Origin of the sequence: Herbidospora yilanensis, assembly GCF_001570565.1 — a bacterium.
In the GTDB taxonomy this organism is placed as follows: domain Bacteria; phylum Actinomycetota; class Actinomycetes; order Streptosporangiales; family Streptosporangiaceae; genus Herbidospora; species Herbidospora yilanensis.
Genome location: NZ_BBXE01000013.1, coordinates 842071 through 863465, shown reverse-complemented (window position 1 = coordinate 863465; position 21395 = coordinate 842071). Strand labels below are relative to the sequence as shown.

Annotated in this window: 25 protein-coding genes and 1 tRNA gene; 14 read left to right on the top strand and 12 right to left on the bottom strand. The window is 69.0% G+C overall.

Annotation, left to right across the window (positions count from 1 at the left end; all coding sequences use genetic code 11):
* Position 1 precedes the first annotated feature (1 nt).
* The 7 genes from AW273_RS04090 to AW273_RS04060 all read right to left on the bottom strand — a co-directional run bounded on the left by AW273_RS04090 (position 2) and on the right by AW273_RS04060 (position 4172).
* Positions 2-337, bottom strand: a complete 336-nt coding sequence (locus AW273_RS04090; RefSeq protein WP_062345211.1) for a DUF2516 family protein — start codon at positions 335-337, stop codon at positions 2-4.
* Between the two features lie 125 nt (positions 338-462).
* Complete coding sequence (locus AW273_RS04085) at positions 463-849, bottom strand: hypothetical protein (RefSeq protein ID WP_062345209.1); 387 nt, start codon at positions 847-849, stop codon at positions 463-465.
* On the bottom strand, positions 846-1286 hold the full coding sequence (locus AW273_RS04080; RefSeq protein ID WP_062345207.1) for a helix-turn-helix domain-containing protein: 441 nt from the start codon (positions 1284-1286) through the stop codon (positions 846-848). Before AW273_RS04080 ends, AW273_RS04085 begins: the two co-directional genes overlap by 4 nt.
* Before the next feature lie 60 nt (positions 1287-1346).
* Complete coding sequence (locus tag AW273_RS04075) at positions 1347-2246, bottom strand: M56 family metallopeptidase (protein ID WP_062345205.1); 900 nt, start codon at positions 2244-2246, stop codon at positions 1347-1349.
* A complete protein-coding gene (locus AW273_RS04070) occupies positions 2243-2599 on the bottom strand; it encodes a BlaI/MecI/CopY family transcriptional regulator (RefSeq protein WP_081898316.1) in 357 nt (118 codons plus the stop codon). The genes AW273_RS04075 and AW273_RS04070 overlap by 4 nt, the downstream gene beginning before the upstream one ends.
* 56 nt (positions 2600-2655) lie before the next feature.
* Positions 2656-3438: a hypothetical protein gene (locus AW273_RS04065; protein ID WP_062345203.1), complete on the bottom strand. Its 783-nt coding sequence runs from the start codon at positions 3436-3438 to the stop codon at positions 2656-2658.
* The gene (locus AW273_RS04060; RefSeq protein ID WP_062345201.1) at positions 3435-4172 is read right to left on the bottom strand and encodes an SDR family NAD(P)-dependent oxidoreductase; all 738 of its coding nucleotides are present in this window, start codon (positions 4170-4172) and stop codon (positions 3435-3437) included. Before AW273_RS04060 ends, AW273_RS04065 begins: the two co-directional genes overlap by 4 nt.
* 42 nt (positions 4173-4214) lie before the next feature.
* Between AW273_RS04060 and mshA the strand changes: the two genes are divergently transcribed.
* Genes mshA through AW273_RS04045 form a run of 3 tightly spaced genes read left to right on the top strand, consistent with a single transcriptional unit; the run spans position 4215 to position 6754 of the window.
* Positions 4215-5510 (top strand): D-inositol-3-phosphate glycosyltransferase, encoded by a 1296-nt coding sequence (gene mshA, locus AW273_RS04055; protein ID WP_062345199.1) that lies wholly within the window; start codon positions 4215-4217, stop codon positions 5508-5510.
* Positions 5507-5992: a YbjN domain-containing protein gene (locus AW273_RS04050; protein ID WP_062345197.1), complete on the top strand. Its 486-nt coding sequence runs from the start codon at positions 5507-5509 to the stop codon at positions 5990-5992. Before mshA ends, AW273_RS04050 begins: the two co-directional genes overlap by 4 nt.
* Positions 5993-6016: 24 nt before the next feature.
* A complete protein-coding gene (locus tag AW273_RS04045) occupies positions 6017-6754 on the top strand; it encodes a phosphoglyceromutase (protein WP_030451590.1) in 738 nt (245 codons plus the stop codon).
* 67 nt (positions 6755-6821) lie between these two features.
* On the opposite strand, the gene phoU is transcribed toward AW273_RS04045, so the two are convergent.
* Positions 6822-7472, bottom strand: a complete 651-nt coding sequence (phoU, locus tag AW273_RS04040) for a phosphate signaling complex protein PhoU (protein ID WP_062345195.1) — start codon at positions 7470-7472, stop codon at positions 6822-6824.
* Between the two features lie 154 nt (positions 7473-7626).
* Here phoU and AW273_RS04035 point away from each other — a divergent pair, with 154 nt between their 5' ends.
* Together AW273_RS04035 and AW273_RS04030 are read left to right on the top strand one after the other, a co-directional pair.
* Entirely contained in the window at positions 7627-8772 is a 1146-nt protein-coding gene (locus AW273_RS04035) for a sensor histidine kinase (RefSeq protein ID WP_062345193.1), read from the top strand.
* Positions 8769-9461, top strand: coding sequence for a response regulator (locus AW273_RS04030; RefSeq protein ID WP_030451587.1), 693 nt, complete (start codon positions 8769-8771; stop codon positions 9459-9461). The genes AW273_RS04035 and AW273_RS04030 overlap by 4 nt, the downstream gene beginning before the upstream one ends.
* Before the next feature lie 245 nt (positions 9462-9706).
* Here the strand turns inward: AW273_RS04030 and AW273_RS04025 are convergent, their stop codons facing one another.
* Complete coding sequence (locus tag AW273_RS04025) at positions 9707-10303, bottom strand: copper chaperone PCu(A)C domain-containing protein (protein WP_062345191.1); 597 nt, start codon at positions 10301-10303, stop codon at positions 9707-9709.
* A gap of 254 nt (positions 10304-10557) precedes the next feature.
* Here AW273_RS04025 and AW273_RS04020 point away from each other — a divergent pair, with 254 nt between their 5' ends.
* From AW273_RS04020 to AW273_RS04005, 4 genes are all read left to right on the top strand, one after another.
* A complete protein-coding gene (locus AW273_RS04020) occupies positions 10558-11040 on the top strand; it encodes a CarD family transcriptional regulator (RefSeq protein WP_030451583.1) in 483 nt (160 codons plus the stop codon).
* A gap of 17 nt (positions 11041-11057) precedes the next feature.
* Positions 11058-11516: a 2-C-methyl-D-erythritol 2,4-cyclodiphosphate synthase gene (gene ispF, locus AW273_RS04015; RefSeq protein ID WP_062345189.1), complete on the top strand. Its 459-nt coding sequence runs from the start codon at positions 11058-11060 to the stop codon at positions 11514-11516.
* A 245-nt stretch (positions 11517-11761) separates the two neighbouring features.
* Positions 11762-12076, top strand: a complete 315-nt coding sequence (locus tag AW273_RS04010; RefSeq protein ID WP_062337923.1) for a GlsB/YeaQ/YmgE family stress response membrane protein — start codon at positions 11762-11764, stop codon at positions 12074-12076.
* Between the two features lie 87 nt (positions 12077-12163).
* Positions 12164-12433, top strand: a complete 270-nt coding sequence (locus AW273_RS04005; RefSeq protein ID WP_062345187.1) for a GlsB/YeaQ/YmgE family stress response membrane protein — start codon at positions 12164-12166, stop codon at positions 12431-12433.
* A gap of 179 nt (positions 12434-12612) precedes the next feature.
* On the opposite strand, the gene AW273_RS04000 is transcribed toward AW273_RS04005, so the two are convergent.
* Positions 12613-13491 (bottom strand): DUF2637 domain-containing protein, encoded by an 879-nt coding sequence (locus tag AW273_RS04000; protein ID WP_062345185.1) that lies wholly within the window; start codon positions 13489-13491, stop codon positions 12613-12615.
* Positions 13492-13638: 147 nt separating this feature from the next.
* On the opposite strand from AW273_RS04000, the gene AW273_RS03995 reads away from it, so the two are divergent.
* From AW273_RS03995 to AW273_RS03975, 5 genes are all read left to right on the top strand, one after another.
* Positions 13639-14034: a PPOX class F420-dependent oxidoreductase gene (locus AW273_RS03995; RefSeq protein WP_062345183.1), complete on the top strand. Its 396-nt coding sequence runs from the start codon at positions 13639-13641 to the stop codon at positions 14032-14034.
* 57 nt (positions 14035-14091) lie between these two features.
* Complete coding sequence (gene cysS / locus AW273_RS03990) at positions 14092-15486, top strand: cysteine--tRNA ligase (protein ID WP_062345180.1); 1395 nt, start codon at positions 14092-14094, stop codon at positions 15484-15486.
* Positions 15487-15523: 37 nt separating this feature from the next.
* Complete coding sequence (gene rlmB, locus AW273_RS03985; RefSeq protein WP_062345178.1) at positions 15524-16468, top strand: 23S rRNA (guanosine(2251)-2'-O)-methyltransferase RlmB; 945 nt, start codon at positions 15524-15526, stop codon at positions 16466-16468.
* Between the two features lie 32 nt (positions 16469-16500).
* Positions 16501-16573, top strand: a tRNA-Thr gene (locus tag AW273_RS03980).
* A gap of 258 nt (positions 16574-16831) precedes the next feature.
* Positions 16832-18481, top strand: coding sequence for an MFS transporter (locus tag AW273_RS03975; protein ID WP_062345176.1), 1650 nt, complete (start codon positions 16832-16834; stop codon positions 18479-18481).
* Here the strand turns inward: AW273_RS03975 and AW273_RS03970 are convergent.
* Both AW273_RS03970 and AW273_RS03965 read right to left on the bottom strand, forming a co-directional pair.
* Positions 18478-20508, bottom strand: a complete 2031-nt coding sequence (locus tag AW273_RS03970) for a tetratricopeptide repeat protein (RefSeq protein WP_062345173.1) — start codon at positions 20506-20508, stop codon at positions 18478-18480. The genes AW273_RS03975 and AW273_RS03970 overlap by 4 nt on opposite strands.
* Positions 20505-21392: an SIR2 family NAD-dependent protein deacylase gene (locus AW273_RS03965; RefSeq protein WP_198167982.1), complete on the bottom strand. Its 888-nt coding sequence runs from the start codon at positions 21390-21392 to the stop codon at positions 20505-20507. The genes AW273_RS03970 and AW273_RS03965 overlap by 4 nt, the downstream gene beginning before the upstream one ends.
* Positions 21393-21395 lie beyond the last annotated feature (3 nt).

Here is a 21395-nt window from a genome sequence, read left to right as displayed (position 1 = left end):
TTCACCAGGGGCCGTAGGGGCCCTGGTTGCCGCCGCCGCCCTTGTATTCGCTGACGGCCGGCTTCACGTCGGCCAGGTAGATGCCGGAGGCGATCACCGAGGCGATGGTGAAGATGTTGAGCATGTTCAGCCCGCCGCCCATGTATCCGGCGGCCGAGGCGAGCGTGAAGACCGTGGCCAGGCCGGTGAAGAGCATCCAGAGGTTCTTGTTGAGCTTGCCGGCGGCCTGGAAGGCGCGGGCGGGGGTGCGGATCGCGTGGATCAGAGCCCACACCGACATCCCGAACGCCGCGATGGCGAGGCCCAGGAAGATGAGGTCCAGTACGCCGTAGAGCATCTCGTCACTCCCGCGGAGTCAAGGTCGGAATGTCCACCAGCCTAGTGTCTGGTTTCCGTGGTGTGCAGGTCGAGAAAGCCGCGGCCCCGGTGGGGAATCTCCCACCGGGGCCGCGGACCGTTCGGCTACGACACCTTCGAGGTGTTGGTCCGGCGGGCGGCCGGGCGCTTCGCCGGGGTGGTCGCCTTGGCGGCGACGGCGGGCTCGGCGGCCTCGGAGACCTCGGTGAGCTCCAGCGCGGCCTCGCCGCTGGCCTGGCTGACGACCTTGCGGCCGCGCTTGGCCATCTCCTCGTAGAGGGAGTTCAGCCGGTCGGCGACGCTGTTGGCGTAGTCTTCGGCCTTGCCCTGCACCCGGCCGGCGTAGGCGAAGGCCTCTTCGCGGCGGGCCTGGAGGTTGATGACGCGGTCGGGGAGCTCACGCAGCTTCTCCACCGCGTAGTCGCCGGCGCCGGTCAGGGCGTAGAACGGCTTGGACTCAGTGATCTTCTTGACCTCGGTGGCGAGGGTCATGGCAGGTTGTACCCTTCTGACGTGGCGTGACCGTTAAGTGAGGCCGCATCCAGGGGCTCGGCCGGTTGCGTCGGCTGGGCCCCTTCGTTCTCCGCGGCCTTGTTCTCCTTGCGGAACGACTCGTATATGTCGACCAGAACCTGGCGCTGCCGTCCGGTGATCGTGACGTCGGCCCTGATGGCGGCCAGGACGTCGCTCTCGGGCTCGCGCTCGTCGATCAGACCGGCCTGCACATAGAGCGCCTGGGACGAGATCCGCAGACCCTTGGCGATCTGATTGAGGATCTCGGCGCTCGGCTTGCGCACTCCCCGCTCGACCTGGCTGAGGTAAGGAAAGGACACCCCGGCCTGGGCCGCGAGCTGGCGCAGCGAGATCTTCGCCTGCGTGCGCTGCTCGCGGATGTATTCACCGATCGAGCCGACCTTCGGGAGTTCCATGTCTCCCAGCCTGCCAGAGCGTGTATGCATTTGCAAACGCACTGGTTAACGATAGCTAACTCACTGGGGCAAGAACCACAAAAGGGGCGCCGACGTGGTCAGCAGGGCGGCTCCGGCGACGATGCCGTAGCGGTAGCGCCTGCGCATGGCCGGACCGGGCTTGACCAGCCGGTTCACCCGGGCCATCACGTTCTCGGCGCCCATGCCCAGCGCGCCGTGGGGGGTGGCGAACGCCCCGGCCGTGCCGAACCGCAGCAGCGCCGTGGCCAGCCGCTTCGGCGGCACCCGCAGCCGGGCGTGGTCGTCGGCGGCCATCTCGACCAGCAGCGCGACCGACGCGTGGGCGTCGCGCACCACCTTCGACCAGGGCAGCACCCAGCGCAGCGCGGCGAACGGCAGCAGCACCAGGTCGTGGCGCTCGCGCGCGTGGGCGTCTTCGTGGGCCAGCACTGCGGCGAGCTCGTCGCGCGAGAGCAGGCTCAGCGTGCCCTCGCTGATCACCACCTGCGACTTCAGCCCCGGCACGCAGTAGGCTGCGGCCCCGGGGTGGTCGACCACCCGAACGCCGGGCACCGCCGGCTCGTCGCGGGCCACCAGCGACAGCAGCAGGCGGTGGCGGCGGCGGGCCTGGAGGGTCTGCGCCATGGCCACCACGACCACGGCCATCAGCACGGTCAGCAGCGCCAGCCCGGCGGCCAGCGCGCCCACCCGCTGGAGCCCGGAGGGCTCACGCCAGTGGGTGACCAGATAGACCAGCCCGTGGATCACGCCGCGCCCCCACGGTTCGAGGGCGTAGGCCAGCAGGGCGCCGACGGAGGCCAGGCCCCACGTCAGGCCGAGGGCCTGCCACAGGGCGATGGCGGCCCGGGGGGCACGCCAGGTCCAGCGGACGGACGTCATCCGCCACGCGGAGAGCGCGCAGACGGCGGCGAGCGCGGCGAGCGCGACGGCCGCGATCACTCCTCCTCCAGCTCCGTGAGAGCTTTTCGGAGCACGTCGGCCTCGGTACCGGACACGGCCTGCGCGAACCTGGTCAGCGCGGCGGAACGGTCTCCGGTCATGTCGAGGGCCTCCAGCATCAGCTCGGCGATGTAGGCGTCACGGCTCGCGGCCGGTTCGTAGCGCCACGCACGGCCGTCGCGGACCCGCGTCAGGAAGCCCTTCCGGGTGAGCCGGTCGAGCACGGTCATGACGGTCGTCGGCGCCAGATCGCGATCGGCGATCAGCCGCCCCACCTCACGGGCGGTCAACGGACCACCCTCCGCCCACAGAACGTCCATGATGCTGCGCTCAAGCTCGCCAAGACCCTTCACGACATTCAGCCTACCCGGCGTAGTACTACGTCTCGTAGAGGAGGGTGGGGTACACCTCAGCTTACAAGCGCGGACCAGGGCAGGGACAGCTCACCGAGCCGCCATCGGGCCGTCCCCCCGAAGGGCGCGGAGGTGTAAAGAGGCCATGAGTCCCTCAGCAGGAGCGCCGCCCGGATCCAGCGCTGCCGCGCCCCGTAGGCCCCGAAAGGGGCGGAGATGGCCCAGGCGCGGTCCCAGTCGGTGAGGAAGGCGTGCACCCGCTCCCCGGGCACGTTCCGGTGGATCAGCGTCTTCGGCAGCCGTTCGGCCAGGTCGGAGGGCCGGTCGACGCCGCCGAACCGGGCCGCGAAGGTGAGCGTGCGGGGACCGGTCCGGTCGAGGCCCACCCAGACGGCCCGGTGGCCGATCTCCGAGCAGGTGCCCTCGACGATCACCCCGCCGGGCTGCAGCCGGGAGGCCATCAGCTCCCAGTGCCGCCAGGCCTCGGCCTCGGGATACTGCCGCAGCACGTTGAAGGCCCGGATCACCAGCGGCGGCCGGCCGGGGATCTCGAAGCCGCCCCGGCGGAAGTCCAGGCCGGGCCGCCGGTACGCCGACGCCGCCGCCACCCGCGCCGGGTCGATCTCGACCCCCACCACCTCCAGGTCGCGCCGCACCCGCCGGAGCCGGGCGAACAACTCCAGCGTGGTGACGGGGGAGGCGCCGTACCCGAGGTCGACCACCAGCGGGTCGGCGGCCGACCGCAGCAGGCCCTCGTGGACGGCGGCCAGCCACCGGTCGGCCCGCCGGAGCCGGTTGCCGCCGGTGGTGCCGCGAGTGATGGCCCCGACGGGTCTCACACGCGGTGCACCTTGTGCTGGGCGGCCTGGGCGCGCGGCCGGATCACCAGGCGGTCGATGTTGACGTGGGCCGGACGGGTGATCGCGAACGAGATCACGTCGGCCACGTCGTCGGCGGTCAGGGGGTCGGGCACGCCTTCGTACACCTTCGCGGCCCTCTCGGCGTCGCCGCGGAAGCGGTTGAGCGAGAACTCCTCGGTCTCCACCATGCCGGGCGCGATCTCGATGATGCGCACGGGCTCGCCCACGAGTTCGAGGCGCAGCGTCTCGGTCATGGAGGTCTGGCCGTGCTTGGCCGCGCAGTAGCCGCCGCCGCCCTCGTAGGAGACGAGACCGGCCACCGAGGTCAGCATGACCAGCACGCCGTCGCCGCTGGAGACCAGCTTCGGCAGCAGCGCCTGCGTCATCCGGAGGGCGCCCAGGACGTTGACCTCGTACATCTGGCGCCAGTCGTCGAGCAGGCCGTAGGCGACCGGTTCGAGGCCGACCGCGCCGCCCGCGTTGTTGACCAGCACGTCGACCGTCGGGACGGCCGCGTTGAAGGCGTCGACGGACTCCTGCGAGGTGACGTCGAGGGTCATCGGGACGATTCCCGGGTGCTCGGCGGCCAGTTCGTCGAGCCGGTCGCGGCGGCGGGCGGCCGCCACAACGCGGAAGCCCTCCTTCGCCAGCCTGCGGGCCGTCGCGGCACCGATTCCGCTGCTGGCCCCCGTGACCACGGCTGTTTTCGTCATGGTCGCAATCCTAGTGAGAGCGGGAATCCTGGGCTGAGTGTCATGGTTAGTCGTTGTTTGGAGGTGGTTCGGGTGCGTCGGGTGAACCGGGTCGCGACGATCAGCATGCACACGTCACCGCTCGATCAGCCGGGAACCGGCGACGCGGGCGGCATGAACGTCTACATCGTGGAGACCGCCAAACGGCTGGCCGACCTCGGCGTCGAGGTCGAGATCTTCACCAGGCAGACGTCGCGCGACCTGCCCCCGATCGCGCAACTCGCGCCGGGCGTCTCCGTACGCCACGTCACCGCCGGCCCCTACGAGGAGCTCGACCGCTCCGACCTGCCCGGCCAGATGTGCGCGTTCCTGTCGGGCGTGCTGCGCACCGAGGCGATCTACGAGCCCGGCCGCTACGACGTCATCCACTCCCACTACTGGTTGTCGGGCCAGGTCGGCTGGCTGGCCAAGGAGCGCTGGGGCGTGCCGCTCGTGCACACCATGCACACCATGGCCAAGGTCAAGAACCTGCTCCTGGCCGAGGGCGACCGCCCCGAACCGCCGGCCCGCGTCTTCGGCGAGGAACAGGTCGTCGACGTGGCCGACCGCCTGGTCGCCAACACCGCCGCCGAGGCCGAAGAGCTCATCTCCCTGTACGCCGCCCCGCCCGCCCGCGTCAGCGTGGTGAACCCCGGGGTCAACCTCCAGGTGTTCCAGCCCGCGTCCAAGGGCGCCGCCCGCCACCGGCTGGGCCTGGCGCAGGACGCCCACGTGTTGCTGTTCGTCGGCCGCATCCAGCCGCTGAAGGCCCCCGACGTGCTGCTGCGGGCCGCCGCCCAGATGGTCGCCGACAACCCCGCGTTAAGGGACCGCCTGGTGGTGGCCTGCGTCGGCGGCCCGAGCGGCAACGGACTGGCCCGGCCGTCCCTCCTCACCGACGTGGCCGCCGAACTGGGGATCACCGATCTGGTCCACCTCGCGCCGCCGTGCCCGCAGCCCGAGCTGGCCGACTGGTACCGGGCCGCCGACGTCACGGTCGTGCCCTCCCACAACGAGTCGTTCGGCCTCGTCGCCCTGGAGTCGCAGGCGTGCGGCACCCCCGTCGTGGCCGCGTCGGTCGGCGGGCTGCGCACCGCCGTCGAGGACGGCGTCTCCGGCCTGCTGGTCGACGGTCACGACCCCGCCGAATGGGCCACCGCCCTGGCCGGGCTGCTCGACCGCCCCGTCTGGCGGGGCTTCCTCGCCGAGGGCGCGATCCGCCACGCCGCGGCGTTCGGCTGGCAGGCCACGGCGGCGCGGCTCGTGGAGGTGTATACCGGAGCGATGAGCCAGCTCCTGCCCGTGGCGGCCGCCCGATGAACGTCCCCGCCGTGATCGAAGCGGCCCTCAGGTCGATGGAACTGACCTACGAGAGCCCCCGCACCGGCTCCTACCTGGTGAAGCTCCCCGGCACCCACAAACTCCAGACGATGGCCTGGCTGGTCGTCGACGAGCAGGCGCTCAACATCGAGGCGTTCTTCTGCCGCGGCCCCGACGAGAACCACCAGGAGTTCTACCGCTGGCTCCTGTCCAAGAACGGGTCGATGTACGGCGTCCACTTCGCCCTCGACCACCGGGGCGACGTCCACCTCGTCGGCCGGATCCCCCACGAGGGCGTCACCGAGGCCGAGGTCGACCGGCTGCTCGGCTGCGTGCTCACCTACGCCGACGAGTTGTTCGACCCGGCCCTGGAGATCGGCTTCGCGACCTCGATCAGGCGCGAGTGGGAGTGGCGGCTCGAACGCGGGGAGTCGACTGCCAATCTGCAGGCCTTCGCCCGTTTCGCCGACCCGGAGCGTTAACCGTCCACCACTAAGATGCCGGTCATGGCGACTTTGGTATTGCTCCGGCACGGCGAGAGCGAATGGAACGTCAAGGGCCTGTTCACGGGCTGGGTCGACGTCAACCTCTCGGCTGCCGGTGAGGAGGAGGCCGCGCGCGGCGGCCGGCTGCTGCTTGAGGCGGGCGTACGCCCCGACGTGGTCCACACGTCCCTGCTGACCCGCGCGATCCGGACCGCCAACCTGGCGCTGGAGGCGGCCGACCTGCTCTGGCTCCCGGTCGAGCGGTCGTGGCGGCTCAACGAGCGCCACTACGGCGCCCTCCAGGGCAAGGACAAGGCGCAGACCCGCGCCGAGTTCGGCGACGAGCAGTTCATGCTCTGGCGCCGCTCCTACGACACCCCGCCGCCCCCCATCGCCGACGACGACGAGTTCTCCCAGTTCGCCGACGTCCGCTACGCGGGCCTGCCGAAGGAACTCCGCCCCAAGACCGAGTGCCTCAAAGACGTCGTCGACCGCATGCTGCCCTACTGGTACGACTCGATCGTCCCGCAGCTCGCCGCGGGCAAGACCGTCCTGGTGGTCGCCCACGGCAACTCCCTGCGCGCCCTGGTCAAGCACCTCGACGGCATCAGCGACGCCGACATCGCCGGCCTGAACATCCCCACCGGCATCCCCCTGCGCTACGAACTCGACGCCGACTACAAGCCGGTCAGCTCGGGCTACCTCGACCCCGAGGCGGCGGCGGCAGCCATCGAAGCAGTAGCGAACCAGGGCAAGTAGCCCGGCCGAGTCCAGGTCTGGTCATGAAAGATCCCCGGCCCCCCGAGGGCCGGGGATCTTTGTTTTGTTACTCCTCGCCGTCGCGGGAGCCGGTGACCAGGTAGACCACGTCACGGGCGACGCGGACGGCGTGGTCGGCGTAACGCTCGTAGTAGCGGCCCGCCAGGGTGATGTCGATCGCGGCCTCGATGCCGTGGCTCCAGTTCGGCGACAGCAGGACGCGGAACAGGCGGCGGTGCAGGATGTCCATCGCGTCGTCGTCGGCTTCGAGCTCCTTGGAGAGTTCGACGTCGCGGGTGGCGATGCAGGTGCCGGTCTTGGTGATCAGGCGCTCGGCGATCTGGTCCATCTCGACGATGGTGTCGCGGAGCTCGGCCGGGATGGCCGACTCGGGGTGGCGCATCCGGGCGATCTTGGCGATGTGCTCGGCCAGGTCGCCCATGCGCTCAAGGTCGGCGGCCATGCGCAGCGCGGTGATGACCGTGCGGAGGTCGACCGCGACGGGCTGCTGGGTGGCCATCAGCTCGTAGATGGAGGTCTCGACCTCGGCGTACAGCCGGTTGACCTCCTCGTCCTGAGAGATCACACTCTCGGAGAGGTGAAGATCGGCGTCAAGCAGGGCCGTGGTGGCCCGGGACATGGCCGAGCGAACCAGGCGGGTCATCTCGACCAGCTTGATGGTGAGATTGTCCAGCTCGTCATGATAGGCGTCGCGCATGCCCGTCACGGTAATCGTCGCTTCGTGAACGATCTCCGACCAGAAAGTGAACTCTTTCGGAAAGGCCATGGTCAGTCGGCATACGGCCGTAAGGAACAGGGGCATTCCCACCTAGCATCGAAGCGTGAATGAGTTGCTGGCGAGTCTTGCCGCGATGGGTGGGTTCCTGGTGGGCACCCTCGTCATGCTGGCGATCCGGCGGCAGTCCGAACCCGCTTCGGTGCCCGATTCCCCGCCCGAGGAGACCCTGTCGCCGGGAGTGGCCTCGCTCCTGGCGGTGCTCCCGTCCTCGGCGGTCGTGCTCGACAGGGAAGACCGCGTCCTGCGGGCCAGTTCGGCCGCCCGCGCCTACGGCCTGGTCCGCGGCGACACCCTCATCTCGGCCGAACTGCTCGCGCTGGCCCGCAAGGTCCGCCGCGACGGGGAGATCCGCGAGGGCGAGATCGAGACCTCCGGCCGCAAGTTCGGCCAGGAGTCGACCTCCTTCGCGGTCCGCGTCGCCCCGCTGGGCTCGACCGGCCAGGTGCTGGTGCTGGCCGAAGACCAGACCGACCGGCTCCGCGTCGAGGCGGTCCGCCGCGACTTCGTCGCCAACGTCAGCCACGAGCTCAAGACCCCGGTGGGCGCGCTCAGCCTGCTCGCCGAGACGATCCAGGACGCCGCCGACGACCCCGAGGCGGTCACCCGCTTCGCCGGCCGCATGCAGCACGAGGCGGCCCGCCTCACCTACCTCATCCAGGACCTGATCACCCTGTCCCGCATCCAGGGCGCCGAGGAGATCCCGACCCCGGAGCCGGTCCCGGTCGACGAGGCGGTCCATGAGGCCATCGACCGTTGCAGCACCAAGGCGGCGTCGAAGGACATCACGCTGGTCGCCGGCGGCACCGGCGGCCTCAACATCTGGGGCGACGACGAACTGCTCGTCACCGCCCTGCGCAACCTGATCGACAACGCGGTCGCCTACAGCCCCGAGCACACCCGGGTCGTGGTCAGCGCCCGCCCGGCCGGCGACTCGGTCGAGATCAGCATCAGCGACCAGGGCATCGGCATCCCCGAGAGCGCCCAGGAACGCATCTTCGAGCGCTTCTTCCGGGTCGACGCGGCCCGCTCGCGCTCGACCGGCGGGACCGGCCTCGGCCTGGCCATCGTCAAACACGTCGCCGTCGCCCACGGCGGCGAGGTGTCGGTCTGGAGCAAGGAAGGCTCCGGCTCGACCTTCACTCTCCGCCTCCCCGCGTTCGGCGGGGTCGCGGTCGCCACACCCCGCACAACGTCAACTCCCCTGGAGGCGGCCACATGACCCGGGTACTCGTCGTGGAAGACGAGGAGTCGTTCTCCGACGCCCTTTCCTACATGCTGCGCAAAGAGGGCTTCGAGGTCGCGGTCGCGGCCACCGGCCCCGAGGCGCTGGAGACCTTCGACCGCAACGGCGCCGACCTCGTGCTGCTCGACCTGATGCTCCCGGGCCTGCCGGGCACCGAGGTCTGCCGTTCCCTCCGGCAGCGGTCCAAGGTCCCCGTCATCATGCTCACCGCCAAGGACAGCGAGATCGACAAGGTCGTCGGCCTGGAACTCGGCGCCGACGACTACGTCACCAAGCCCTTCAGCTCCCGCGAACTGGTCGCCCGCATCCGCGCCGTCCTGCGCCGCCAGGGCGACGTGGAGGAGGTCGAATCGGCCGTCCTGGCCGCCGGCCCGGTCCGCATGGACGTCGACCGCCACATCGTGGCCGTCCGCGGCCGCCAGGTGCAGCTCCCGCTGAAGGAGTTCGAACTCCTGGAGGTCCTGCTCCGCAACGCCGGCCGGGTCCTGACCCGCGGCCAGCTCATCGACCGCGTCTGGGGCGCCGACTACGTGGGCGACACCAAGACCCTCGACGTCCACGTGAAGCGCCTACGCGCCAAGGTCGAATCCGACCCGGCCAACCCGCGCTGCATCCTGACGGTCCGGGGGCTGGGCTACAAGTTCGACCCGGTGATCGAAGACTAGGACCCCCTCGGCTCCGCCGGCCCGTGCGAAGACGCGCGGGTCGGCCATGCGTCCGTATGAAGATCTTCCCTCCGTTACGGCTCCGCCCACCCGGACCCCGCCCGCCGCACCGGCGACGGCCGATCACCCGGCGCTCCTCGGCCGCCGTGCCCGGCGCCGCAACGCGCGGGTGCCTGTCGGAGTGGGTCGTGATGGGTCCGCGCGATGCCGACCGGCCGTGCGGAGACGGCCGGTCGGCGGGAGGCTCAGTGGCCCGACGACTCGCCGGTCGCGGTGGCCGTGGGGGACGGCTTGGGCGGGGCCGGGACGGCGCCGGGGACCGGGGGGAGGGTCGCGTATTCGCGGTTGCGGGTGATGACCGGGACGACCATGGTGATCTCGCCCGCGTTCTGGAACTTGAGCGTCAGCGGGATGCTCTCGCCGCCGCGCAGGGCCGCCTTCACACCCTGGATCTGGATCTGCGGGGTCGCGCCGGTGCCCGTGTGGACGAGGGTGCCCACGGGGAGCTGCACGCCGCCGCCCTGGGCCGCCGTGGCGGCGTTGGGGTCGGGGGTGACGGCGGTCAGGACGTCGGGCGCCGTGCCGTCGTTGGTGAGCGACAGGTAGAGCGGGACGGTGCCGCCGGCGGGGATCTGACCGCCCGGGTCGGGGCCGAGCATGTATGCCTGGCTGACCTTCATGCCGTTGACGCCGTACTGCCCGTCGCGGATGAGAACCTGGGACTCGGTCGGCGCGTAGGGCTTGTTGGTGTTCGCGTCGGTCCCGGCGCCACACGCGGCCAGCGCGGGGGCGGCGGCCAGAAACGCGGCGATGGCGATCACCCTGCGGCTGGTCGTGGTCACGGTCGAGAATCTCCTTGCTAACGCGCGCGATCGTATGCGGGGATCACCATATCGGCGTGGCAGGCCCGTCCGATAACCGCCCCGGGAACACTTCAGACGCAGGTCATCCCGCCTGTCGGACGGCCCGATTCACACAGTAGAGCTCTTGTCAAGTCCCAAAATGAGGCTTTGACCTGCAGTTATGGTGATTTCACTGTTCCGGGAGAGTGTTGGCGCGTGGTACCCTGGAGTACAGCGGAAGGGGTACTTGTCACATGACTTTCCAGGTCGGCGACACGGTCGTCTACCCCCATCACGGGGCTGCTCGGATCGAAGCCATCACCACTCGGACGATTAAGGGTGAGGAAAAGACCTACCTGGTACTGAAGGTCGACAAGGGCGACCTCACCGTCCAGGTGCCTGCGGAGAACGCGGAGCTCGTCGGCGTGCGCGATGTGGTCGGGCAGGAGGGCCTTGAAAGGGTCTTCGACGTCCTGCGCATGCCTCACACGGAAGAGCCCACCAACTGGTCGCGTCGTTACAAGGCGAACCTTGAGAAGCTCGCGTCCGGTGACGTCAACAAGGTGGCCGAAGTGGTTCGGGACCTCTGGCGCCGCGACCGCGAGCGTGGACTCTCCGCAGGTGAGAAGCGGATGCTTGCGAAGGCTCGGCAGATTCTGGTCAGCGAACTCGCCCTGGCTGAGAAGACCAACGAGGACAAAGCGGAAGCCCTGCTCGACGAGGTGCTGAACTCCTGAGCGCGAAACTTCCCAGGGTGGGCGTCGGTGTCGACGTCCACCCTTTCGCTTCTGGGCGTGAACTTCACCTGGCGGGGCTGTTCTGGCCCGGAGAGACCGGATTGGCCGGTCACTCCGACGGCGACGCGGCGGCTCACGCGTGCTGCGACGCGTTGTTGTCGGCCGCCGGGCTGGGAGACCTGGGAAAGGTCTTCGGCACGTCCGATCCCCGCTGGTCGGGGGCGTCCGGTGTGACGTTGCTGACGGAGACGGCCCGGCTGGTCCGTGCGGCCGGGTTCGAGATCGGCAACATCGCCGTGCAGATCATCGGGAACCGGCCCAAGTTGTCGCCTCGGCGTGGCGAGGCGGAGAAGGCGCTGGGCGCGGCGGTGGGGGCTGACGTGAGCGTCAGCGCGACCACGACCGACGGCCTGGGGCTGACGGGCCGCGGCGAGGGGATCGCGGCGATCGCGAACACGTTGATCGTCGGCTGTTAGGGTCCACGCGCCGGCGTCGTGGCGGGTCTCATCCGCCACATTCGGCTCGTAAAGCTTGCCTGGTCACAGGGGTGGATAACGCTTTGGTGCGGTCCAAAGTGCATGGCAACCGGTGTCCGGGATGCGGCGTCTCATATGCGGTTGGGGCGGCGATCCCGTAACCAGGCGCGGTGCGTGGATCGCCGTCCCTTTTTGGGTACTTCATCCCCTAGAGGTGCAGATGTCACCTCGTCGGGGGGAAAGTCATGATCGCTTCGATCCTTGGCGCCATCATCATCGGTGTCGTCATCGGCGCGCTGGCGCGTCTGATCCTGCCCGGGCGGCAGAACATCAGCATCGGGATGACCATCCTGGTCGGAATCGTCGCCGCGCTCATCGGGTCGCTCATCGCGGCGCTGTTCGGGTTCGCCAACACGCGCGGGTTCGACTGGTGGGAGCACATCCTCCAGCTCGTGCTGGCCGTGATCGGCGTCGGCTTCGTGGCAGGGCGGGGCATCACCACAGGTCGCGGGCGTGGGCACGGCGGGGCAACCGGCCGGCCGGGGCACAGCGGCATCTAAAAGATTCCGGCGCAAGGCATATTTTGTCGATGGAGGGTATTCGACCGCTTGAGCGTGAAGGTGTCACCCTCAAGGGGAGGTCGAATAATGACCATCGAGACCATTCTCGGCGCCATCGTGATCGGCGCCATCATCGGTGCGCTGGGCCGACTGGTTCTGCCTGGCCGTCAGCCGATCGGTTGGATCCTGACCATCGTCGTCGGTATCGTCGCCGCCCTCATCGGCACGGCGATCGCCCAGTCCCTGGGTGTCGCGACGACTGACGGGATCGACTGGATCGAACTGGTCATGCAGGTTGTCCTGGCCGTCATCGGAGTCGGCGCCGTCGCCGCGCTGCGAGGCCGAACCAGGGTGTGACCAGCCGCGAAGGTTGATGCCCGACGGCCACCGGCCGCCGGGCACCGGCCTTTTCGCAGGACGTCGCCGAACTCGACACCGAGACCCGCCTGAAGTGCCCGCCGCGGCTCCATCCCGGAGCCGCGGCGGGCTTTCTGCGTTCGGTCGTGCCGGGCTTCGACGCATGGGGCGACGGGCGGTCAGGAGTCGCTCGGTGGGGTGGGGGTGCTGCGGAGGTGGCCTGAGGGAGGGGCGGAAACCTCGTCCTCGTAGGGTTCGCGCCAGGCGGCGGCCTCCATCTCCTCCGGGTCGGCGGCCTCCGGGCCGTGTTCCGGGTCGGGGTCGGCCGGGAGGTTGCGCATCGGCTGGGTGTCCACGTCGGACTCGTCGCGGCGGCTCAGTTTCTCGGCGGCCTGGGCGGCGGCCTCGCCGTACTTCCTGTCGGTCTCGTCGTCGGGCTCGGGGAGGGGGTGGACGAGGACGTCGCCGGCGTTGGGGCGGATCAGGTCGCCCCAGCGGGCGGGGCGCGGGGGCGGGGTGGGGGTGAGCGGGGGCGCCAGCTCCGGGGGCGCGACCGTTTCGGTCACGGGGCTCACGGGGGTCGGCGGCGTGTAGTCGGAGGGCGCGGTCACGTGGGCGGTGCGGGTGAAGGGGACGACGTCGCCCTCGGGGTCGTCGTCGAGGTCGGCGTTCTTCGTCTGGGCGTACCGGACGATCAGAAGTAACAACCACAGGCCCACGACCAGCATGATCCAGGGCACCAGGGCCACCACCACGGCGGCGGGACGGACCGCGAGGACCACGCCGGACGCCATCGCGACGTCGGCCGCCGCCGCCGCGATCAGCAGCAGGATGAGGATCAGGGCGGCCTGCAGGCGGATGACCAGCCGTCCGGGGCGCACCACCGGCACGGCCAGCAGGGCCACCACCAGCAGGGCGTCGAAGCCGGCCGGGTAGAGGTAGGCGAACTCGGGGTCGGCCTGGCCCTGGAGCGCGAGGGCCCGCAGGTCGTCGAAGGAGAGCACGCAGGCGGCTCCGGCGAGCACCGCCACCGCGAGGCTCGCGACGATCACGGCCACGCGGCTCAGCAGGCGGGATCCGGAGGAAGACGGACGGGAGGCCGGGCCTGCCGTCGCGGGGGGAATCGCGTCCATGGCGTGTCGAGCCTAGCGACTCGGGTGCCCCCGGCCGTTTTATGACACGTACGAAATGGCATGATCGCTCCTATGGGAGAGCAGACCTTGCCTGACGGCGCACGTTCCTTGTTCGACGGGGCGAATTTCGCCACCGTCTCAAGCGTCAACCCCGACGGAAGCCCCCAGGCCTCGGTGGTGTGGGTGCGCACCGACGGGAACGAGATTGTCTTCTCGACGGTCAAAGGACGGCGAAAGCACCGCAACATGGAACGCGACCCGCGCGTCTCCATTCTGGTCGTCGACCCGGCCGATCCCTACGTGTACGCAGAGGTCCGGGGCCTGGTGACCCTGTTCGACGACCCCCACGGCGACCTGATCCAAGAGCTTTCGCACAAATACACCGGCAAACCGTTCGTGGAGGGCAGCCCCGACAACGAGCGCGTGATCGTGCGGATCGCCCCGGAGAAGGTGTATCTCCGAGGCTGACGCTCACGGTTTCTTAACTCGGCCTGTGCTGGCCGGGAAGGCGTTAGCCTTGCCTTTGTGAGCCTGAGACTCTATGACACCAGCACCCGAACGGTCCGTGAATTCGCCCCGGTTGAGCCCGGCCGGGTCACGATGTACCTGTGTGGTGCGACCGTCCAGGCTCCGCCCCACATCGGCCACATCCGGTCCGGCGTCAACTTCGACGTGCTGCGCCGCTGGCTGCTGCATTCGGGGTACGACGTCACGTTCTGCCGCAACGTGACCGACCTCGACGACAAGATCATCCGGGTCGCGGCCGGTGAGGGCGTGCCCTGGTTCGTGGTCGCCGAGCGGAACCAGCGGGCCTTCACGTGGGCCTACGACCAGTTGGGCTGCCTGCCCCCCACGGTCGAGCCCCGCGCGATGGGCCACGTGCCCGAGATGATCGAGCTGATGCACCGCCTGATCGACAAGGGTCACGCCTACGCCTCGGGCGGCGACGTCTACTTCGACGTGGTCTCCTATGCCGACAGGTACGGAAAACTGTCGAACCAGAAGCTCGAGAACATGCGGGCCGCCGGCGACACCGACACCGACTCCCTCAAGCGCGACCCGCGCGACTTCGCGTTGTGGAAGGGCGCCAAGGAGGGCGAGCCGACCTGGCCGACCCCGTGGGGCCGCGGCCGTCCGGGCTGGCACCTCGAGTGCTCGGCGATGGCGACCAAATACCTCGGCGGCACGTTCGACATCCACGGCGGCGGCGTCGACCTGATCTTCCCGCACCACGAGAACGAGATCGCCCAGTCGCAGGCGGCCGGAGACGGCTTCGCCCGGTTCTGGCTGCACAACGGCATGCTCCAGCTCGGCGGCACCAAGATGAGCAAGTCGCTGGGGAACTCGCTGCTGATCCCCGAGATGCTGACCAAGGTCCGGGCCGTCGAACTGCGCTACTACCTGGTCTCGGCCCACTACGGGTCGGCGATCGACTACTCCGAAGAGGCGCTGCAGGAGTCGGCCGCGGGCTACCGGCGGCTGGAGGGCTTCGTCTCCCGGGCCGCCGAGGTCATCCACGACGTCGACGCCACGGCGCCGCTGCCGCAGGCCTTCGTCGACGCGCTCAACGACGACCTGAACGTGTCGCAGGCGCTGGCCGTCGTCCACGAAGTGGTCCGTGAGGGGAACGTGGCCCTGTCGCAGGGCAACAAGGAGGCGGTGGCCAGGCTGCTCGCCGAGACGCAGACCATGCTGGGGGTGCTGGGGCTCGACCCCCGGTCCCCGCAGTGGCGGTCGTCCGGCGAGTCGGGGCTGCACGAGGTCGTCGACGCCCTGGTGGCCGTGGCCCTGGAGCAGCGTCAGGCCGCCCGGGCCCGGAAGGACTACGCGGCGGCCGACGCCATCCGCGAGTCCCTCGCGGCGGCCGGGGTCGTCGTCGAGGACACGCCGCAGGGGCCCCGCTGGGAGCTGGCCCGCTGATCTGGGCTGCTCGAATTCACGGATAGGCTTTTCAGTTATGGCAGCGGGACGTAAAAGGCAGGGCGCCACTCGGGGAACCGGGGGCAAGGTTCGGCGATCTCTTGAGGGCAAGGGGCCAACGCCGCCCGCTGAGGCTCGGCACTGGTTCAAGGACAAGGCCCGGGCCGAGCGCATCGCCCGCGAGGAGCGTGGAGGGGCCTCGCCTCGGAAGGCTCCTGTGCGGGCCCGGAAGTCCGAGGACGCCCCTGAGTACATCGGCGGGCGGAATCCCGTCGTCGAGGCTCTGCGGGCCGGGGTGCCCGCCTCTGCTCTCTACGTCGCGGCGCGGATCGAGAACGACGACCGGGTCCGGGAGTCGATCAAGATCGCGGCTGACAAGGGGATCGCGCTGCTGGAGGTCGACCGGGGAAAGCTTGACCGGTTGACCGAGGGCGGGGTGCACCAAGGGGTCGCGCTCCAGATTCCGGCCTACGAGTATGCGCATCCGATCGACCTGGTCCGGTTCGCTCAGGATGCCGCTGAGACGCCGTTGATCGTGGCTCTCGACGGGGTCACCGATCCTCGGAACCTGGGGGCCATCGCACGGTCGGCGGCCGCCTTCGGGGCTCACGGGTTGCTGGTGCCTGGGCGGCGGTCTGCCGGGGTCACCGCTGGGGCCTGGAAGACGTCCGCCGGCACGCTCGCCACGCTTCCGGTGGCTCGGGGGGCCAACCTCACGCAGGCGTTGCAGGGATACCGCGAGGAAGGGCTCTTCGTCGTCGGGCTTGACGGGGAGTCCCGCACGGACATCGGCGACATGACCCTTGCCGCCGAGCCACTGGTCGTTGTGGTGGGGTCTGAGGGGAAGGGGCTGTCCCGGTTGGTGCGGGAGGCCTGTGACCAGGTGGTTCGCATTCCGATGGGGGCTGCGGCGGAGTCGCTGAACGCGGGGGTCGCGGCCGGCATCGCTCTCTACGAGGTGAGTCGCCTGCGCAGAGGGTAGGTGTGTACTAGACTAGGCGAGGCTTGGTCCTAGCCGCCTTAGCTCAATCGGCAGAGCATCTGTCTTGTAAACAGAAGGTCTGGGGTTCGATTCCCCAAGGCGGCTCGAAAGCACCGGCCTCCGCGTTCACTCGCGGAGGCCTGTTTTATGCTGACTCCTCCTCCTTGAGAAAAATGTCGCATTTTTTGCGATAAGCGCATCCGAGTGTGCATTTAGGGGGATTCGATAATGGAGATTTGTCTTAGCAGAGCCAGCCCGGATGTTCATCCGTAGCTCGCTTGGGGGTACTTGTCGAAGCGCCTAATCTGGTCCTATTATGCCCACTCCGTCAGGCTTAGGAACATTTAGGCAGGGAGCCCCGCGGTGTCCCGGGTCCTGCTCTGCCTGCGATTCGAAGGGATCGCCTCGCGCATTCTGGTGGCCATCCGCGGGCTGAACCGAAGGGTGGTTAGCGCGGTGGATCCACGGTGGTCGATGCGGCGCTTTTGGGTGGGTCTCACTGGTACCACGGCCGTTGCGCGGACGATGAGCCTGACGTATCCGGTGCTCGCGTTCGACCACTCGGGTTCGGGCATGGCGGTCGGGTGGGCGAGCTTTATGCTGAGCCTGCCCGGTTTCCTGTTTTATCTTCCTTTTGGTGCGATGATCGACCGGCAGGACCCTTCTCAGCTTATGAGAAGGGTTGAGGTTGTTCGACTACTTACATTGCTTTTTGTGGGGTTCCTGCTCATAGCAGGTCAATTGACCCTTCCGATCATCCTGGCTGCGGCCTTCCTCGAAGGCACCATGTGGATCGCCTACTCCCTCGCCGAATCCGCGCTCATCCCCTCCCTGGTCCGGGGGCCTGCCAAGCTCACTCTCTTTCTGGCGTCGAGTGAGCGGAGCACGCAGATCGGCTCATTGATCGCCCGTCCTCTCGCAGGGTGCCTCTACGCGTGGCACAGTGCCGCCCCTTTCCTCATCGCGCCGGCTTTCGCGCTCGTATCGGCCTTGACCGTGCCACGGCCCCGGGTGGTCCGGCCCCGCAGGTCAGCGGAGCAGGAGTCGATGTGGGTCTCCATCGCCGAGGGATTGCGTGAACTCAACCGGCACCCGTTCCTGCTGGTCGCGGTCATTCTGACGACGACGACGAACTTCATGGTCAACGTTCTGATCGTTGTCTTCATCGCCGGGTACGTGCCGATTCTGGGGGTCACCGAGGTCGGGGTGTACCTGGCGTTCGGTGGTCTCGGGGGGACGCTCGGCACGATCGTCGCCCGTCGCATCCGGCCGGAGACCTGGGTGCTGCACACGCAGGTCGTGATGGTGGCGGTCGCGATGTTCGCCATCACCTGCTATCCCCATCCGGTCTCCTTCGCCCTGGGCCTGTTGTTGACCGGGTGGGGTACGGCCACCAATATCGCCATGCGGCGTTATGAGGGCGCCTTCGTCGTCCGTCAGAAACGGGCCCGGGTGGCCAGTGTGTCCCGGCTGCTGGGCCACACGGCGGTCACGGCGGCGGCGCCGCTGGGCGGTGTGCTGGTGACCGTTTACGGTGTCGAGGGCGCCGCGCACCTGCTCGCCTACGGGTTCGCCGTCATCGGCGGGCTCATCGTCATGTGGATCGTCTGGTTGAACAGCGAGATGACCGGCGATCACGGGATCCACGGTCTCCGCCATGCGCGGGGGCTGGGCGGACGCGGCCGTCTGCTCCGCGTGTTCGGTCAGAACGACCGTTCCGGGATGACTGCCCGGTTCCTCGATCCGCACCTCACCCAGGACCGCTGGCCCATGTACTGCCGAGACGGAGGTGACCGGCATGACTTCGTGTTCCGCTTCGCGGCGGCGGCCTATCGGGCCAAGGGCCCACGACTGGGCGACATCGGCCAGGAACGCACGTTTCGCACGGAACCGCTCGACGCCCCTCGACGCTTCCTGTGGCCTGCTGAGATAGGTGCGGATGTCCACGCGCTTCAAGGTGATTGGCGAGGCGCCGCACCGAGTGTCAAGCAGGCCGGAAGCGTGGCCGGCTAAGGGACGTCGGGTGGCGGAGCGCCCTCATCATCCCGTTCACGATGATCGTGTCCATGGTCTTCGGAGATCAGCCGGGCGGCGACATGGTCGAGGGCCGCGGGCATCAGCGGTGCCCTGGCCGCTCTCGCCGATGCGGCGAGGCGACCTGCCGGCGCGGCTCGTCCGGCCAGTTTCTCGATGAGGGCCGCATAGAGGAGAACGGGACCGTGTCCCGCCGTGGTCGCGCGCAGGGCGGTGATCTCCTCCATCGCTTCGGGCAGTTGGCCGTGCTGGGCCAGGGCATACGCGTAGGCGGCCCTGATCCATGGCTCTCTTATCGGTTGGATTCGGGCGAAGTCTCGCAGCGCCTCGGTGGGCTTGCCCGCGTGGAGGAGGATCTCCGCCCGGGCGCGCAGGGCGGGCCAGGAGTTGGCGTCGTCGTCGAGAACGGAGTCGAGCGTTTCGAGCGCGAAGTTGGCATGATCCGCGTCCCAATAGGTCCACGCGAGTTCGACCCGGATCCCCTGATCGTCGGGGACCCGATCGATGGCGGATTTCAGGTCGTGGATCGCGCGCCGTGTTTCGCCGAGGGCGCGGAGGGCTCTGCCGCTGGCCGCCAGCAAGCGGCCTACGCTCACCTTGCGGCCGTGGACGTCGAAGAGCGCGGCCGCCTCGCGGTAGTGGTCGATCGCTGTGTCGTATCGGGCGTCGGCGAAGGCGACGTTGCCGAGGAACGACTCGATCTCGGCCCTGAGCCGGGAGGAATCGGTCAGGGCGAGCGCGGCGTTGGCGTGACGGCGGGCACGTGGGAAATCGCCCTCACGCAGGGCGTGCTGGGCGGATTCGAGGAACTGCTCAGAAGACCGGTGGTCGGCGGGCACATCGTCGGCCTCTTCGCGGATGAGGCGGACGAGGCTCTCGTGTGACAGTTCGTACCACTGGGCCGCGTCGCCGGTGACGTCGGGCCGCGGGGTCAGGACGTGGTGGTCGACCAGGGCGGCGACCACCTCGTTCGGCATCCCGGCGGTCAGGGTCTCGCCCCGGTAGACCGGGGTCTTGGCGTTGCCCGCGACGAAGTTGGCGCGGAGCCAGGCGCGCAGGCGGGCGGTGTCGCCGTCGAGGTGGTCGAGGGCGACCTCGGCGATCGTCTGGTCGACGTATCGCTCCAGGGACCGGCGCACGTCGGCATACCGGACGATGTGGTGCGTGGTGATGCGGGTGACGTCCGGAGGCAGCGCCTTCCACAGGGCCGTGCACACGACCTGGAGCTGGACGGGATCGATCGCCTTCGACTCCGGCTGGGTGTCCCGGCTGCCGCTCAGGTCGTCGACCAACTGCTGCGCGGCGTCGTCGTCGAAGGAGTAGCCGGTGCCGGTCAACGGGCCCACGACGGCCTGGGTGGCGGCGGGGGGTTCGAGGGCGCCCAAGGCGAAGCGGCCCCGGGTCTGGACGTCCTGCAGGCGGTCGCTCCGCAGCACGGCGGCGACTTGGTCGTCTCTGATCGAGATCAGCACGCGCAGGTCCAGGTCCATGCGGAGGGCTTCGACGAGCTGGTCGACGAACCACTCGTGGTACGGCGCGCGGCGGTTGTTCCCCAGGAACAGTTCCTCGGCCTGGTCGATCGCCGCCAGACGGAGCACCGGGTCGCCATAAGGGTCCTGCCTCATCGGCCGGCGGCTGAAGAACCGCCTCAGGGTGAGTCCGGCCAGCAGCGACGGGCTCTCTCCCGGCGACCACGACGACAGCAGCGCATAGGTGTGCGGGTTGTGTTCGGGCAGCGCGGCGGAGGGCACCGCCGAGGTGTAGGAGACCCGCCCCACCGGCAGGATGTCGTTCTGCGACGGGTCGAGCAGGGGCATGACGCCCGCGTTGATCAAGGAGGTCTTGCCCGCGCCGGAGGGGCCGTACAGGACCGTGATCTGGTTCGATCGCCACAGGTCGCAGACCTCGTGGGCTTCGCGTTCCCGGCCGAAGAACTTGCCGCTGTCCTGGCGGAGGAAGGCGCGCGGGCCGACGTAGGGTTCGAGAGTCGGAACTGGCCCGGTCACGACATGGCTCCCATCCGATCACGCAATTCGGTGCAGAAGTCCTCGATGCCGCCCCAGTAGACCGTGATCTGCCATTCGCGGTAGTACCAGGACAGTTGACGCTCCAGGTCTTCGACCGTCCAGCCCGAGGCGTCACCGGGGGCGAGCTGAACGCTCACGTGGCGGCGCCTGCTGAGCGCGGGGATCGACCGGCCGAGTTCCGCGAACATGGCCCGGGTCGTCCAGTCCTGAAGGCTGTATCCGATGAAGAGCAACGGGCGGGTGGTCAGCGCCGCCAGGATCGACGGGGGGAACATGCGGTTGCCGCCGATCTTGCGTTCGATGGCGAGATTGCGCAGGAACATCATGTAGTCGTCCTCGGCCAGCACGAAGGTGGCCGGGTCGCGCATCGCGCCGTGGAGGTGGTAGACGAGCGGGGTCTGCGGGCTCGGGTTCCAGCCCTCCGCGTCCTTGAACAGCGGGTCGGGGGCGATGGCCTCGTTCCACGGGCAGACGGCCGCTCTGGCCGCCTTCCTGCGGGTCGCCAGCGCCTGGACGATGAAATCGTCGTAGTTGGTGGTGAGGTAGACCGGCAGGGGGAAATCGGCCAGCACCGCGTGGGGCTCGTTCTGGTCGCTGAAATCAGGGGTCCGGTCGTCTTTGGTCAGCTCATCGCGGACCAGGTATTTGACGTGGCTCAGATCGCCGTATTCGAAGCTGGCATATTGGGCGACACGCGGCAGTTCGCTCGTCTCCGGGCCGGGATAGTCACACTTGGCCGCGAGGGTCTTACTGAGCCGGCGGCCTGACGGGAGGACGCTCATCGAGGCGCCGGCGCCCACGAAAGGGGTGCAGTGGCCGGTCCTCAATTGGTAAATGAGCCGCTCCCAATCTTTTTTGCTCATTCC